We start from the raw sequence: 14,533 nt of genomic DNA on the forward strand, positions 1-14,533 counted from the left end.
CCCTCATCCGGCGACCGACGCCGGCGCGACGGTGCGGCGGCTCGGTATCCAGCCCGGGCGCGGCACGCTCTCCAGCAGGGCGCGGGTGTACGGATGCCGCGGGTTGCCGAGCAGTTCATCGGTCGGCCCCTGTTCCACCACCCGCCCCTGCGCCATCACCAGGCTGTACTCGGTCACCTGCCGCACCACGGCCAGATCATGGGTGATGAACACGTACGAAATGCCGGTCGCCGCACGGACATCGGCGAGCAGGTTCAATACCTGCGCCTGAATCGACACATCGAGCGCGGCGACGGCCTCGTCCAGCACCAGGACCCGCGGGTTCGCCCCGAGCGCCCGGGCGATGGCGACCCGCTGCCGCTGTCCACCGGAGAGTTGCGCGGGCAGCGAGCCCAGCAGTCGTTCATCGAGCGCGACCATCTCCGCGAGTTCCCCGACCCGCGCCCGTACGGTCGCGGGTGTTCCGGTGTGGTGCAGTGCGACCGCTTCGGTGAGCGCCTGCCGAATGGTGTGCCGCGGATCGAGGCTGGAATACGGGTCCTGGAACACGATTTGGGCCTCCCCGGCGCGTTTGCGCCGGGCGCGGGTGGAGCGGGACGGTTGTGAGCGATCGTTTCCGCAGCAGCTGATACCGCCCGAACTGGGCTGTTCCAGCCCGATCACCATGCGCGCGACCGTGGTCTTACCGGAACCGGATTCGCCGACTATGCCCAGTGATGAGCCGGCCGCCAGTTCGAAACTGACATCGTCGACGGCGGTGAACGTGCCGAACCGCTTGGTCAGATTGCGCACGCTCAGTACGGATGTCGTCATGCCGGGGTCCTCTTCAGGTCGAGCCGCAGTTCCGTGCTGTGCAGGCAGCGCACCGATCCGGTGGGTTCGGTGTGCAATGCGATCGGGCCGGATGCGGTGCAGTCGTCTTGCCGATGCGGACAGCGGTGCGAGAACCCGCAATTGAGATCGGCCTGCCACGCGCCGATGGGTTGTCCGGGAATGACGGCCAGCCGCGCACTGGGATGTTCGAGATCGGGCCGCGCCCGCGCCAGCGCGGCGGTATAGGGATGCAGCGGATCATGGTGCAGCCGTTGCGATGTCTGGGTTTCCACGATCTGACCGGCATACATGACCGCGGTCCGATCGCATACCGCCGCCGCCAGATCCAGGTCGTGCGTGATGAACAGCAGTGCGACGCCCGAATCCCGGCGCAGCTCATTGAGTATCGCCATCACCTCGGACTGGGTGGTGACGTCCAGGGCCGTGGTGGGTTCATCGGCGAGAATCATCTTCGGCTTGCCGAGCAGCGCCGCGGCGATCATGACGCGTTGCAGCATGCCGCCGGACAGATCGCCGGGATACTGCTTCATGCGTCGCGCGGTATCGGTGATCCCCACGGCGGTGAGGACTTCCTGCGCTTGCCGGGTCGCGGTGCGCCGATCCACCCGGGCGACCGAACGCAGCTGTTCGGTCAGGAAATCCCCGATCCGGCGCACCGGATTGATGGCGATGCGCGGGTCCTGGAAGATCACCGCCAGATCCGCGCGCGCCCGGCGCAGCGGTTCTCCGCGCAGGGCCAGCAGATCGTGGTCGCCGAGCCGGATCTCCCCGGTGGCCACCGCGCGTTCGGGCAGCAATCGCGCGATCGCCTTGGCGGTCATGGATTTTCCCGCACCGGATTCACCGACGAGGCCCAGGGCCTCACCGCGTTCGATGGTGAAGGAGATATCGCGCAGGACGGTGCGCTGCTCCCCCTGCGTGGTCAGGGTCACGCCGAGCTCACGCACGGTGAGCAGCGGGCTGGCTGCGGTCATCGCGGCTCCTTGGTGTACCGGTCATTGAGGCGTTCGCCCAGGATGTTGAAGGCCACCACCACCAGCACCAGCACGGTGCCGGAGACCAGGGATTCGGCCGGATAGCCCTGGAGCACACCGGTTTTGCCCTCCGAGGCCATTACGCCCCAATCCGCCTGCGGCGGTTGTACGCCCAGGCCGAGGAAGGAGATGGCGGCCAGATCCAGTGCCGCCCAGCCGAACAGGATGGTGGACTGCGCGACCAGCAGAGCGGCGATATTGGGGGCGATATGGCGGACGCAGATGGTCCAGGCCGAACAGCCCTGTACCTCCAGGGCTTCGATATAGGGCAGCGACCGTTCGCGCAGCGCGGCGGCGCGCACGATCCGCACCACGTACGGGGTGTACGCCACGGCCAGCGCGATGGCCGCGGACCACTGGCTCGGCCCGGCGATGGCCGCGACCAGGACCGCGAGCAGCAGTCCCGGGAACGCGAACACCAGATCCGAGCCCGAGGAGATGACACTGTCGACCCAGCCGTGCCGCCAGCTGGCCACGATCGCCAGTACGGTCCCGGCCAGCATGGCCAGCGCGATGACGATGAGCGCGCCGAGCATGGAGGAGCGGGCACCGACCAGCACGCGCGAGAACAGGTCGCGCCCTTGGGAATCGAAGCCGAGCAGATGCCCGCCGCCGGGTCCGATGAAGGCGTTGGTGAGATTGCTCTGATTCGCCGGATAGGGTGCGAGCAGCGGTCCGAATACCGCCACCACGGCGGCCAGGATGATCACCACCGCGCTCGCGTAGCCGAGCCAGCCGATACCGGAGAACCTGCGCAGCAGCGCGCTGCCCGGCCGGTTCATGGTGAGGGTCATCAGCTCGCCGCCGTTCCGAGCGCCACCCGCGGATCGAGCCGTGCGAAGAGCAGATCGACCAGCGCGTTGATGATCACGAACCCGGCCACCATGAGCAGCGAGATCGCCTGCACCACCGCGAAATCCTTACTGGCGGCGGCCTTCACCAGTGCCGAGCCCAGACCGTTGAGGCTGAACGCCTCCTCGACGATGGACACCAGCACGATCAGGGTGGCGATGGTCAATCCGGTCACGGTCATGATCGGAATCGAGGCATTGTGCAGCACATGCCTGCGCAGGATCGCGCCGCGCGGAATGCCCCGGCTGATCGCGGTCTGCACCCGTTCGCTCTTGGCCTCGGCCCGCACCGAGGCCCGGGTCACCCGGGCCACCAGTGCGAGCGAGGAACTCGCCAAAGCTATTGCGGGCAAGGTGAGATGCCACAGCTGATCGGTGAAGCCGTGCCCGTCGCCCAGGGCCGGGAACCAGCCGAGGTTGACGGCGAACACGCTGATCAACAGGAGCGCCGCCACGAAGGACGGCAGTGCGGCGAGCACCGTGGTGACCAGCAGTGCGATGGTGTCGACAATGCCGGGTTTGAGCGCGCTCACGATACCGACGCCGATGCCAACCACGATCACGATCAGCGAGGCGTACCCCACCAGTTCGATACTGGTGGGCGCACGCTGGGCGATGAGCGTTCCGACATCCTGGCGGCTGGTGGTGGAATAGCCGAAGTCACCGTGCAGCGCCGAGCCGAGCCAATGCCAATACCGTTGCGGCAGTGGCTCGTTCAGGCGATAGCGATCCTCCAGGATGGCGCGCGCCTCCGGGGTGATCTGGCGGCCGCCGGTCAGCACCGAAATCGGGTCTCCCGGTGCGAGATACAGCGCACCGTAGATGGCGATGCTCGCCGCGAACATGGTCGCGCACAGCAGGGCGAGCCGCCGGAGCAGGAACCTGGCCATCTCAGCTCCCCGCGCCCAGCATGGCCAGCACCGGGGATTGCATGTACGCGAACGAGGTCGGGACGCCGGTGAGCTTATCGCTCAGTACCAGGCAGGTGACCGGGTGCGCGACCGGGATCCAGGGCAACTCCTGCATGAGCAGCTTGTCCACCTCGACCATATCGGCGGCGCGGCGGGCCGGGTCCGCCTCGGCGCGGGCCTTGTCGAGCCAGTCCGTGATGGCGGCGTTCTCGTAGCCGGAGTAGTTCTGATTGCCCTGCGGCAGTACATATGTCGCGATCAGCGCGGCCGGATCGGCGTAATCGCCGTAGGTGGTGGTGCTGAACGCGTCCACACCGGCCCGAGCTTTGGGATCGGTGAAGAAGTTGATGTAGTTCTCCGGGGAGACATTGAGCAGCTTGGCGTTCAGGCCGATGGTATTGGCCACTTCCAGCCAGGCATTGGACATGGTCGCGACGGTCGCCATACCGGAGGAGGTGCCGATCACCAGCGGCTTGCCCTCCGCGCCCGCCTCGCGAATGAGGCGTTTGGCCTCGTCCAGATCCCGTTTCACCTCGGGTGCGGCATTCCAGGCGGCGCTGAAGACATCCTTGGCGTAACCCCAGGTGCCGGGGTTGGCGGAAAGCCTGGGCTCCAGCGCGTTACCGGCGTACACGGCGTTGATGAAGCTGCGCCGATCGAAGGCCAGCGACAGTGCGCGCCGCACCCGGACGTCGCCGAGGACGCCGGTGAGGTTGGCGGGGATGAGGAATTCGCTCTCCAGGGTCGGGCCCATATGCACCGAGACGCCCGCGGTGCGCTGGAGTTGGGCCAGGTTCGAGGTGTCGGTGACATAGCTGCCGTCGATCTCGCCGGTGGTGAGGCCGGTGGTGAGGGTCGCCGCGTCCGAGACGCCGCGGAAGGTGACCTCTTTGGTCAGGGGTTTGAGGGTGCTATCCCAATAGTTCGGGTTCGCCGTCACTTTCAGCGTGTCGCCCGAGGTCCACTTGGTGAGCCGATACGCCCCGGTGCACATGGTGCCGGCCTCCGGGGTGCCGAATTTCGCACCGGCGCTTTCGGCGAACGCCTTCTGGATCACGATGCCGGGCATGGCCGAAAGTTCGCCCGGCAGCCAGTAATCCGGTGTGGTGAGGTTGATGGTCACGGTGCCCGGACCGGTCGCGGTGATCGAGTCCACGCGGTCGAAGACCGTGCCGTAGAAGCCGCCGAGTGCGGGATTGCGATGCCGTTCGAGGCTGTAGACCACGTCCTCGGCGGTGAGCGGTTTGCCATCCCAGAAGGTGACGCCGGGGCGGATGGTCAGCGCCAGCTGGGTCGGGGTGACATAGCGGTAATCACTGGCCAGGCCGAAACCGATACTGCCGTCCGGCTTTTGGCGCAGCAGCGCGTCGCACATGGTGGCGACGACGGTGTTCTCCGGATAGTCGAAGGCGGTGGCCGGATCGACGGTGGTGGGGTCGCGGTACAGCGCCCAGGTGGCGGAGTCCACGCCCTTGGTCGCGGCGGTGGTGGTGGACGGGAGGTTGAGCAGCGTGGCGGCGTCCGGGGCGGGCGGGGCGGCGGACGGCACCCGCCCGCCGCAGCCGGTGACGACGATGGCCACACATAAGGCGATCAGGGTGGCGCGGATTCGACTGTTCGTGAGCATGGTCGGAACCTGTTTTCGAAGTGGGGCGGGTGTGTCAGGGAGTTCCGGGCAGTGGCGAAACGGGCGCGGTGAGAACGGCATACGCGTCCGGGCGGCGGGTGTCGAAGAAGCCGAACCCGAGCCAGTCGCGGCGTTGATCGAGATCGAGATCGGCGACCAGGACGGTGTCGCGGTCGCGCGGGGCACGCACCAGGGTGCGGCCGTAGGGGTCGGAGATGAAGGACGAACCGTAGAAGGTGAGGCCGTCCTCGAGGCCGATGCGGTTGACCACCACCATGAAAGTGGCGTTGGCCAAACCGTTTCCGGTGATCATGCGGTGCCACAGCGGTTCGGTGTCGAAGTCCACCGGTTCGGGTTCGCTGCCGATGGCGGTGGGGTAGACCAGGATTTCCGCACCGCCCAGCGAGTAGGCGCGGGCGAGTTCGGGGAACCACTGGTCCCAGCAGGTGGGGAAGCCGAATTGTGCTCCGGCGGCGGAGATTACCGGGTAGCCGGTATCGCCGGGTTCGAAGTAGTGGTCCTCGTGGTAGCCGGGGAAGGCGGGGATGTGGATCTTGCGGGTGCGGGCGTGCAGGGTGCCGTCCGGGCCGACCAGGATGGCGGTGTTGAAACCGCGGCCGGTCTCGCTGTGCTCGTAGAGCGAAGCATGCACGTACACACCGTTCTTCACGGCCTGTTCGCGGGCGAACGTCGTGGTCGGGCCGTCCGGGATGTGCTCGCGATGCGCGGCGGCGTCGGGGCTGTCCGGAACCGTGGCGAAGTACGCGCTCAAGGTGAGTTCCTGGAGGCAGACCACCTGTGCGCCGAGCTCCGCGGCGCGCCGGATGCCCTCGGCCAGTACGGCTTTGTGTTCCGCCGGATCGGCGTGCCAGCTGGTCTGCACCGCGCCGATGCGCAGTGCGGGCCGGTTGGCCGGGGTGCGACGCGCGGGTGAGGGCAGGGTTTCCTCGACCGCGGTCACAGTGACGAAATGTCCGTCATCCTCGGTGTGCTGCACGGGCATTCGATCGCAGTCGCTCATCGGCCGATCCCCGCGGCCGGGATCTGCTGGGTGATGCAGTGCACGCCGCCACCGCCGTAGGCGACGATATTGCCCGGCACGCCGACGATTTCATGCTCGGGAAATGCCTTGGCGAGCACTTCCAGGGCCGCGCCGTCGAGCTCGTGCTCGCCGATCGGCACCACCACACCGCCATTGGCGACATAGAAATTGGCGTACGCGACCATGGTCTCGGTGCCGTCCGGCAGCGTCTTGATCGGGAACTGCGGCAATTCCAGAATCTCGAACGGACGTCCCGCCGCATCGCTGCTCTCCCGCAACACCTTCAGATTCGCGGCCATCCGCTCGAAGTCGGGCAGCGCCGGATCCTCACAGGTCTGCGCGATCACCACGCCCGGCCGCACATAGGTACACACGCCGTCGACGTGCCCGTCGGTGTGCGCATCGTCGAAATGCCCGTACGGCAACCAGATGATCTTCGTAATCCCCAGCCGCGCTTGGAGTTCGGCCTCGATCTGCGCCTTGGTCATGCCCGGATTCCGGTTCGGATGCAGCAGGCACTGCTCGGTGGTGATGAGCGTGCCCTCCCCATCCACCGTGATCGATCCGCCCTCGAGAATCATGTCCGAGGCGAACCGCTCGATCCCGAGCGTCTCCAGCACCCGCGCACTGATCGTCGCGTCCCGGTCATAGGGCAGGAACCGCTCCCCCCACGAGTTGAATCCGAAATCGACCGCGGCCCGATTCCCCTTCTCGTCCAACACGATCAGCGGCCCCGAATCCCGCAACCAGGAATCATCGATCCCCAGCTCGACCACCTCGACCCCGGCACCGCACGCCGCCCGAGCCTCATCCCCCTGCCCCGGATTCGCGATCATCAACACCGGTTCGAACCGAGCGATGGCATCGGCCACCGCCGCGTACTCCGCCTTCGCCTCCGCGAAGTACGGCCCCCACAAACTCTCCCTGGTAGGCCACCCCATCAAGCACCGCTCATGCGGCGCCCACTCGGCCGGCATCCGATACGTCGTTCCCTCATCTGTGGTCTGCGTCATGCCGACAAACGATAAACTGACTAAAAAATTAGTCAAGACCTGAGCCCAGATTTAACCCGAACGGAGCGAAGATGATTGAAACCTGACCATTCCACGCATACTCGCGCATGCAGCCGCCGGAGAGTGGTCTCCGGTTCACACGGAGGAAACCGTGGGCCGTGTCGAGCGGGCCGGGCCGCAGGAGGCGGTGCGGCGCGACCGATGGGATTCTCGCGGTGAACGTCGAGTGTCTTGTCGCGCAAGGAATTCCGGTGCCCGGGATTTCAGTCCGGAATTGATCACGGGTCTGTACAGTTTTCGGCACGTCGCGCATTCGGATTCTCGACTCGCCGGCGATCGGCGGGCGCGACGCCTCGACGATCGACCTGAGGACGAGCCATGCCGAACCACCGTGTATCTCCCGGTTCCCTCTCCGTCACCGATCTGCTTGATGTGGCCGAGATCCACTGTCCCAGTAGCCATCGCGCGGACTCATTCACCACCGGGCGGTTTCGCGCGGTGGCCGGGATCGCGGTCGCGGCGGGGGCGCTGCTCACCGCGGGGGCGCATCTGACGCCCGCCGTTGCCAATGCGGCGCCGGTCTCGCCCGCCGATGAGGAACCTGCCGATGTAGCCGAAACCACCCCCGCCCCAGTGCAAGTCACGCCACCGGCGACGATCGCCACACCGTTCGGGCTGGTCGGGCTCGCGCCCGAGATCGCCGCGCCGCTCGCGCAGGCCGAACAGTTCATCCGGGATATCCAGCAGCAGGTAGTCGACGCGCAACAGCAGGCGGTGGTCGACACCCAGCAGCAGGTGGAGGATGTGCAGGAGCAGGTGGTCCAGGTGCAACAGCAGGTGATCGCGTCACTGCCGGTGACACCGTCCATTCCGGTCGCGCCCGCACCCGCCCCGGCACCGCAGCTCACGATCAGCCCGACGGTGCTGCCCGTGGTCGGCGGTCAGATCAGTTCCGGATTCGGCAATCGCTGGGGCGAATTCCACTACGGCGTCGATATCGCCGACCCCATCGGCACCCCGATTCGCTCGGTCATGAGCGGCACCGTGCTGGAGGCGGGTCCGGCCTCGGGCTTCGGCCAGTGGGTCCGGGTGCGCCAGGACGACGGCACCATCGCGGTCTACGGCCACGTCAACGATATGTACGTACAGGCGGGCCAGCATGTCAACGTCGGCGACATCATCGCCTCGGTGGGCAATCGCGGCCAATCCACCGGCCCGCACCTGCACCTGGAGATCTGGGACACCGACGGCACCAAGATCGATCCGGTGGCCTGGCTCGCCGGAAAGGGCATTCTGATGCAGCAGCATTGGGGCGCCGACTGACCCGCACCCACCGCTGAGTCGACGCGGTTCGCGCGACGATCGCCACACAGCAGGTTCACAGGGCACAGGAACGGGCATCACAGTTCCGGGGGCCAACATGTGAGGATGGGTGCGGCGATCGAGTGCCGAGGTCCAGCCGGGAAATCGGCCGGAATATGAGTACTGCCACGGAGATTCAGCAGCCTGCCGCCGATACCGGCGGCGGGCGGCGCAAGCGGCCGTATCTGCATCAGGTGGATCTGTTCCGAATAATCACCTTCTGCTGTGTGATCGCGGTACACACCATCAGCAGCGCGAACGATGCGGACAGCGTGGCGGCCAATAGCGCGCTGGCGCTACTGCACTTCACCCGCTACGCGTTCTTCGCGCTGACCGGGTTCGTGCTGATCTACCAGTTCGGAAGCGAATCGCTGCGCGCCCGCGCCTTCTGGCCGCGCCGTTTCGCGCTGGTCGGCATCCCGTATGTGCTGTGGTCGGTGATCTATTGGGCGTATTCCATCCACCTGGGCCAGAATCGCGGTTCGGTGACATGGCTGCTGGGCCGGCTCGGTTCGGATCTGCTGTTCGGAACCGCCTACTACCACCTGTATTTCCTACTGGTCACCATGCAGGTGTACCTGCTGTTCCCGCTGCTGCCGAAACTGTTGCGCCGCACCGAGGGACGGCATCGCTGGCTGCTCGCGGCAAGTGCCGCAGTACATCTCGTCGTGCTGTGGACACTCGCGTATCCGCCGTTCACCAGCGGACTCCCGGCGCAGATCTGGATGCACCTGTACGCCACCATCCTGCCGTACCAGTTCTTCACGCTGCTGGGCGCGCTCGCGGCCTGGCATATCGACGCGGTGCACGCCTTCCTGCGCGAGCACACCCGGTTGATCGTGGCCGCGGTGCTGGCCATCGCGGTCGCCGCGGAGTGGGAGTATCAGCTCGCGGTGCACGACGGCCAGGTGGCGTGGGTGGCCTCGGATGTGTTCCTGCCCGAACGCACGCTCTGGTTCGTCGCGATCACGGTGGGGTTGTATCTGCTCGGCACGCGCTGGGCGGCCCGGCGGCAACAGCACGATCGGCTCGCCCGCATCGTCCGCTACGGCGCGGACCGCTCGTTCGGCGTCTTCCTGATCCATCCGTTCATGCTCGAATTACTCACTCCCGTACTGCTTCCGCTGGCATCCTCGATCGGCCGCTTCTGGTTGACGATCGTGCTGTATCTCGGTGTCGTTGCGGGCTCGCTGGCCGGAACCGCGGTGCTGCGCCGCAGTCCCGTCAGCCTCTATCTCACCGGCCGCCCGATGCTGCGCACCGATCCGGCCACGCTGGTGCCGAACCGTTTTCGCGGCCATTCCCGGACCTGAATCGCGCCCTTCCGATCGAGGAACGGTGACGGTTCCGCCTCGGATCGGTGGCGATAGGGCCTGTCGCCGCGCCGAATCGGCGCCGCTGCCGCATGCTGACTGGCGGTCGTGGACAGGGCGAAGGGAGAGCACCGGTGGCATTGCGACGTCGCGAGCTACTGATCGGATTCGCCGGTGCGAGCGGCTTGACACTCGCGGCCTGCGCGGGTGAGCAAACCCCTTCCGCCCCACCGAAACCCGCCGTGATCCGGTTCGATCCGGTCGCCGAGGCCCGCGACGTCGACGCGCGCAAGCCCGGCACGGTCACCGTCACCGACGGCGAATTGCGCAGCGTGGAATGGATCGACGAGACCGGCAGGGTGCTTCCCGGTACGCCGTCACCCGATAAGCGCACCTGGATCAGTGCCGAACCGCTCGGTTACGGCCACACCTACACCGCGAAAGCCGTGGCGCACGGCGCAACCGGTGAGATCAGCGCCGCCGCGAACTGTTCGACGGTCACCCCCGATCACCTGATCGACTTCTCGCTCGGCTCGGCGAATATGGTCGATCTCACCGAAAACGACACCTACGGAGTGGGTTTCGTCATCCTGGCGCATTTCACCGAACCCGTCGACCACGCGGTCGCGGCGGCCCGGATGAAGGTCACCACCGAACCCCCGGTACCCGGAGCCTGGTACTGGCTCGACGACCGCAACGCGCACTGGCGGCCGGAGTTCTACTACGCCCCCGGCACCCGGGTCACCATCGCCGCCGAACTCTACGGCGCGGATCTCGGCGGCGGCGGATACGGCCTGCGCGATCAACGGATATCGGTGCTCATCGGCCCCGCGCACGTGGCCATCGCCGATGACAACACCAAGATGATCGACGTCTTCGAGAACGGAAACCTGGTGCGCAGCATGCCCACCTCGATGGGCAGGGGCGGCACCGCGATGGTCGGCGGCCGACTGCTGTCGTTCTGGACCCGGCCCGGCACCTACACCGTGCTCGATCGCCAGCATCCGGTCATGATGGATTCCTCCAGTTACGGACTGCCGACCAATTCCGGCCTCGGCTATCGCACCAAGATCGATCACGCCGTCCGCATCAGCCACGACGGGATTTTCGTGCACGCGCTCGCGCAAAGCATGTGGGCGCAGGGCAATACGAATGTCTCGCACGGCTGCCTGAACATCTCCCCCGATGACGCGGCCTGGTTCTTCGACTTCGTCATCCCCGGCGATGTGGTGGAGGTCCGCAATACCGGCGGCGATCCCCTGGATATCTGGCAGAACGGGGACTGGAGCATCCCGTGGCCGCAATGGCAGCAGGGCGGCACACCCGCCTGAGCGACGGCCCCCGCCCCATGCTCCCGGTCAGGTACCGACCGGGAGCGGGCCCCACCCGGCGCGGTGGGGAGCTCGGGGAGGCTACTTCACGCCGATCGGCGCGCCGAAGAACGACGCGATGGTGTCGCCGAATGTCTGTGCGAGCAAAGACAATCCGGCGGGATTGAGGGCCATCAGACCCGCGTCGGAGGTGCTGCACCCGGGGGCCGCGGGGACGCCGTTGAGGCGGTCGCGCAACCACAGCAGCGCGGTCGCCGAACCGGAGACCTCGGTGGTGACATGTTCGGCGAGGTGTTCCCGGGTGTACTGGACCTGGGCGGAGGGGTCCTTGCAATAGGTGTCGACCAAGGTGTTGACCGGGCCGACCGGGATCAACTCGTCCGGATTGCCCTGCCAGATGAACATCGGCATGGCCGGGGTGGCCTTACCCATCCGGGTCTTGGCGAGGGTGTCCTGAACCACGGGGTTGCGCATCGGATCGCCTTCCGGGACGCGCAGCAGACCCTTCATATTCAGGAATGGGAACAGTGCGGTGTTGTACTGCACGCACATTCCGCCCTTGACCGTCGCGAGCGCCTGCCCCAGTGGGTCGAGGTCGCGGTTGAGCAGTTCGCCGAATTCGGGGTACTCCCGGCCTATGCCCAGCACCGCGGCCATGATCATGCCCGACCAGGCCTGACCGTTGCCGTTATCGAGCACCGGGCCGAAGTCGGCGGGCACACCGCCCTCGGCGGCGGCGACGATATTGAGTTCCGGTGCGTAGCTTTGCTTCAGCTCGGCCGCGTGCCCGGTGGCGATGGCACCGCCGGAATAGCCGTACATGGCGATGCGGGCATCGGGCGTGAGGCGCATCGGTTCGAAATCACGGGCGGCGCGGATGCCGTCCAGGGTGATCCGACCGGCGAGCGGACCCGCGGCGAAGGCATTGTTCGGACCCTGATGATCGGGGATCACCACACCCCAGCCCTGCTGCAATTCGGCCTGCGCGATGACGAATTCCAGTGGGGCGACGATCTGTCCGACGAAGGTCGCGGCCGACCACTGCTGGACCGCGTAGGACGGTGAGCAGTAGGCGGCGAGGGAGTCCTCGGCGATCTGCATCGACACCAGTTTGTCCGGGGCCGAGCCGCGCGGTTTGAGCACGGTCGCGACCGCGGCGATCGGTTCGTCCCGGCTGTTGTTCGATCGGTACGACACCTGCCAGGCATCGACATTGACCGGAATCAACCCGGCATTGGCGACATTGACCTGTCGCGCGGCGATGATCTGGCCCGGGGCCTTGGCTGCCACGATCTCGGGTGCGGGTTGATAGAAACCCGGGTCGAGTTCGGGCGGCATCGGGATCGCGGCCGCGGGCTGCACCGGCACTGTCCCATCCGGTTCACCGGCGGCCACCGCGGTAGTGACGGTTGCCGCCAGGGCGATCACTGCCACGCCCATAACGGCCAACCGGCGAGACGTCATCGTCCGCAGGTTCATTCAGACTCCATCCAGGTCCAATGTGAGACCACACCGACTCACACGGCTGCGAGGTTAGCCCGATCACACTCTTTGCGCAAGACCTGTCCGAGACAGTCAATCATTCGACCCGTGGAGCTAACCGATAGCGATCCTCACCGGGACGAATTCTGTGAAACATCCATCTTCCATAAAAGTCGTGAGCTAAGTTCACGACTACGCCGGACGTCGGCGACAATGAAGTCGGAGGACATCGTGGAATTTCTTGGCTCTATCGCCGGACTCGCGCAGATGGTGATCGGCACCATCCTCGCTAACACCGGATCGGGTGGTTCCGGCTCCGGCTGGTGAACGTGACGGTTCGGCTCGCCGTGCGCGAGCCGAACCAATCGGTCACAATGCGGCCCGGTCGATCACAGGGCCGCGATCACCTCGCGCGCCGCGCGCGCACCGGATTCGATCGCACCTTCGACGTAGCCCGCGTGATCGGCAGCTCGCTCGGTACCCGCCCAGTGGATGGCGCCGACCGGGTCGAATCCGACCGGCGGCAGTCCGGCGGTGGTCCCGGGCACGGGCACCGCCATATAGCCGCCACCGACGTATTCGTCTCCGCTCCACGACTTTTCGTGCCAGCCGACCGGCTCGCCCACCTCGGGGCCGATATGCCGGACCAGGGTGCCGAGCACCGCGTCGCGACGCCCGGCGGGATCCAGCCGATCCAGGTCGCGGGCTGCCGGTCCGCCCACGAGCACACACAGATGGCCCGGGCCACCGGGAGGCGTGGTGTCGAACACCGCTCGCCCGGGAGCGTCCAGGATGAGGAATTCACCGCCCGCGCGCTCGCGCCAGAACGGCTGCTCGTACACCGCGATCGCCTTGTACACCGAACCCATATAGCCGGCGGAGGCGAGTTCGGTATGCGCCGAGGGCAATTCGGGCGTGTAGGAGATCCGGTCGAGCAGTGGCGGCGGGACGGTGACGATCACCTTGTCGGCACGAATCTCACCCGCCGACGTCCGGACGATCACCCCCGATTCACCCTGCTCGATCGATAGCACCCGCTGACCCAGACGAATTCGCGCACCGAGCTCATCGGCCATCCGTTCGGACAGTGCCCCCATGCCCTCCACGAGAAGGGAATCCTGCGCGCCGCCGTGGGTCGAGAGCATCGTGTACAGCCCGCCCTGATTCCGGATCATGCGCGCCGCCGCGTGAATGGAGAGTCGATCCAGATCCGCCGTCCACGAGATGGCGGCGATGACGTCGAGCAGTCGCCGGGTGCTCGCGCCGGGCACCTTGGCGAGCCACGACGCGACGGTGACCGCATTCCACCGCCGCGTTATCCCGGTGCGGGACAACACTTCCGCGAGCAACAGGATGAACACGGCCAGGAAGGTCGACGGGGCCGGCACCGAGAGCCGCCGCGAACGATCGATCAGCACGGGCAGCCGCCCGGTATGCATCGGGAATGGGGTGGCACCGAGCTCGGCGGCCAGCGCGGTGACCCGATGGTGGTTGTGGCCGATCCACTGTCCACCCAGGTCCACCCGCGACCCGAGCGCGGTCGTCTCGGCCAGGGTCCGCCCGCCGACCCGATCGGCCGCCTCGACCACGATCACCTCGATCCCCCGCCGCCGCAGTTCCCGTGCCGCGACCAACCCCGACACTCCCGCTCCGACGACCACCACCGTGGCATCGCGCATTCCTGACTCCTTCCGAACGGCGACCGCTGAAACTAAGTCGTACAACCGACCGAC

The 14,533-nt window shown here is 66.8% G+C and carries 13 protein-coding genes; 4 read left to right on the forward strand and 9 right to left on the reverse strand.

Annotation, left to right across the window (positions count from 1 at the left end; genetic code table 11):
* Positions 1-3: 3 nt before the first annotated feature.
* From ACFVUS_RS09125 to ACFVUS_RS09155, 7 genes are read right to left on the reverse strand one after another with little or no spacing between them, the layout of a single operon-like run.
* Positions 4-813 carry an ABC transporter ATP-binding protein gene (locus ACFVUS_RS09125; protein WP_387762917.1) on the reverse strand — a complete coding sequence of 270 codons (810 nt, stop codon included), beginning with the start codon at positions 811-813 and terminating at the stop codon, positions 4-6.
* Complete coding sequence (locus ACFVUS_RS09130; RefSeq protein ID WP_387762920.1) at positions 810-1,808, reverse strand: ABC transporter ATP-binding protein; 999 nt, start codon at positions 1,806-1,808, stop codon at positions 810-812. The genes ACFVUS_RS09125 and ACFVUS_RS09130 overlap by 4 nt, the downstream gene beginning before the upstream one ends.
* Positions 1,805-2,662 carry an ABC transporter permease gene (locus ACFVUS_RS09135; protein ID WP_387762922.1) on the reverse strand — a complete coding sequence of 286 codons (858 nt, stop codon included), beginning with the start codon at positions 2,660-2,662 and terminating at the stop codon, positions 1,805-1,807. The genes ACFVUS_RS09130 and ACFVUS_RS09135 overlap by 4 nt, the downstream gene beginning before the upstream one ends.
* Complete coding sequence (locus tag ACFVUS_RS09140; protein ID WP_387762925.1) at positions 2,662-3,609, reverse strand: ABC transporter permease; 948 nt, start codon at positions 3,607-3,609, stop codon at positions 2,662-2,664. Before ACFVUS_RS09140 ends, ACFVUS_RS09135 begins: the two co-directional genes overlap by 1 nt.
* A gap of 1 nt (position 3,610) precedes the next feature.
* Positions 3,611-5,257, reverse strand: a complete 1,647-nt coding sequence (locus tag ACFVUS_RS09145; RefSeq protein ID WP_387762927.1) for an ABC transporter substrate-binding protein — start codon at positions 5,255-5,257, stop codon at positions 3,611-3,613.
* A 34-nt stretch (positions 5,258-5,291) separates the two neighbouring features.
* On the reverse strand, positions 5,292-6,278 hold the full coding sequence (locus ACFVUS_RS09150; RefSeq protein WP_387762929.1) for a nitrilase-related carbon-nitrogen hydrolase: 987 nt from the start codon (positions 6,276-6,278) through the stop codon (positions 5,292-5,294).
* Complete coding sequence (locus tag ACFVUS_RS09155) at positions 6,275-7,312, reverse strand: agmatine/peptidylarginine deiminase (protein ID WP_387762932.1); 1,038 nt, start codon at positions 7,310-7,312, stop codon at positions 6,275-6,277. The genes ACFVUS_RS09150 and ACFVUS_RS09155 overlap by 4 nt, the downstream gene beginning before the upstream one ends.
* Positions 7,313-7,690: 378 nt before the next feature.
* Here ACFVUS_RS09155 and ACFVUS_RS09160 point away from each other — a divergent pair, with 378 nt between their 5' ends.
* From ACFVUS_RS09160 to ACFVUS_RS09170, 3 genes are all read left to right on the forward strand, one after another.
* Positions 7,691-8,635, forward strand: a complete 945-nt coding sequence (locus tag ACFVUS_RS09160) for a M23 family metallopeptidase (protein WP_387762934.1) — start codon at positions 7,691-7,693, stop codon at positions 8,633-8,635.
* Positions 8,636-8,790: 155 nt separating this feature from the next.
* Positions 8,791-9,987 (forward strand): acyltransferase, encoded by a 1,197-nt coding sequence (locus ACFVUS_RS09165; RefSeq protein ID WP_387762936.1) that lies wholly within the window; start codon positions 8,791-8,793, stop codon positions 9,985-9,987.
* Positions 9,988-10,121: 134 nt separating this feature from the next.
* Entirely contained in the window at positions 10,122-11,318 is a 1,197-nt protein-coding gene (locus ACFVUS_RS09170; RefSeq protein WP_387762939.1) for an Ig-like domain-containing protein, read from the forward strand.
* An 81-nt stretch (positions 11,319-11,399) separates the two neighbouring features.
* On the opposite strand, the gene ACFVUS_RS09175 is transcribed toward ACFVUS_RS09170, so the two are convergent.
* Positions 11,400-12,797, reverse strand: coding sequence for a lipase family protein (locus ACFVUS_RS09175; protein ID WP_387762941.1), 1,398 nt, complete (start codon positions 12,795-12,797; stop codon positions 11,400-11,402).
* A gap of 111 nt (positions 12,798-12,908) precedes the next feature.
* On the opposite strand from ACFVUS_RS09175, the gene ACFVUS_RS09180 reads away from it, so the two are divergent.
* Positions 12,909-13,127: a hypothetical protein gene (locus tag ACFVUS_RS09180; RefSeq protein ID WP_387762943.1), complete on the forward strand. Its 219-nt coding sequence runs from the start codon at positions 12,909-12,911 to the stop codon at positions 13,125-13,127.
* A gap of 62 nt (positions 13,128-13,189) precedes the next feature.
* Here ACFVUS_RS09180 and ACFVUS_RS09185 read toward each other — a convergent pair whose 3' ends face one another.
* On the reverse strand, positions 13,190-14,524 hold the full coding sequence (locus tag ACFVUS_RS09185; RefSeq protein ID WP_387762946.1) for a flavin monoamine oxidase family protein: 1,335 nt from the start codon (positions 14,522-14,524) through the stop codon (positions 13,190-13,192).
* Positions 14,525-14,533: the final 9 nt, after the last annotated feature.

The sequence above is a fragment of the Nocardia sp. NPDC058058 genome, assembly GCF_042885355.1.
Classification (GTDB): domain Bacteria; phylum Actinomycetota; class Actinomycetes; order Mycobacteriales; family Mycobacteriaceae; genus Nocardia.

Bases quoted from the DNA above. Each gene is read 5' to 3' on its own strand.
- ACFVUS_RS09125 (WP_387762917.1), bottom strand. From the start codon at position 813: ATGACGACATCCGTACTGAGCGTGCGCAATCTGACCAAGCGGTTCGGC.
- ACFVUS_RS09130 (WP_387762920.1), bottom strand. From the start codon at position 1,808: ATGACCGCAGCCAGCCCGCTGCTCACCGTGCGTGAGCTCGGCGTGACC.
- ACFVUS_RS09135 (WP_387762922.1), bottom strand. From the start codon at position 2,662: ATGACCCTCACCATGAACCGGCCGGGCAGCGCGCTGCTGCGCAGGTTC.
- ACFVUS_RS09140 (WP_387762925.1), bottom strand. From the start codon at position 3,609: ATGGCCAGGTTCCTGCTCCGGCGGCTCGCCCTGCTGTGCGCGACCATG.
- ACFVUS_RS09145 (WP_387762927.1), bottom strand. From the start codon at position 5,257: ATGCTCACGAACAGTCGAATCCGCGCCACCCTGATCGCCTTATGTGTG.
- ACFVUS_RS09150 (WP_387762929.1), bottom strand. From the start codon at position 6,278: ATGAGCGACTGCGATCGAATGCCCGTGCAGCACACCGAGGATGACGGA.
- ACFVUS_RS09155 (WP_387762932.1), bottom strand. From the start codon at position 7,312: ATGACGCAGACCACAGATGAGGGAACGACGTATCGGATGCCGGCCGAG.
- ACFVUS_RS09160 (WP_387762934.1), top strand. From the start codon at position 7,691: ATGCCGAACCACCGTGTATCTCCCGGTTCCCTCTCCGTCACCGATCTG.
- ACFVUS_RS09165 (WP_387762936.1), top strand. From the start codon at position 8,791: ATGAGTACTGCCACGGAGATTCAGCAGCCTGCCGCCGATACCGGCGGC.
- ACFVUS_RS09175 (WP_387762941.1), bottom strand. From the start codon at position 12,797: ATGAACCTGCGGACGATGACGTCTCGCCGGTTGGCCGTTATGGGCGTG.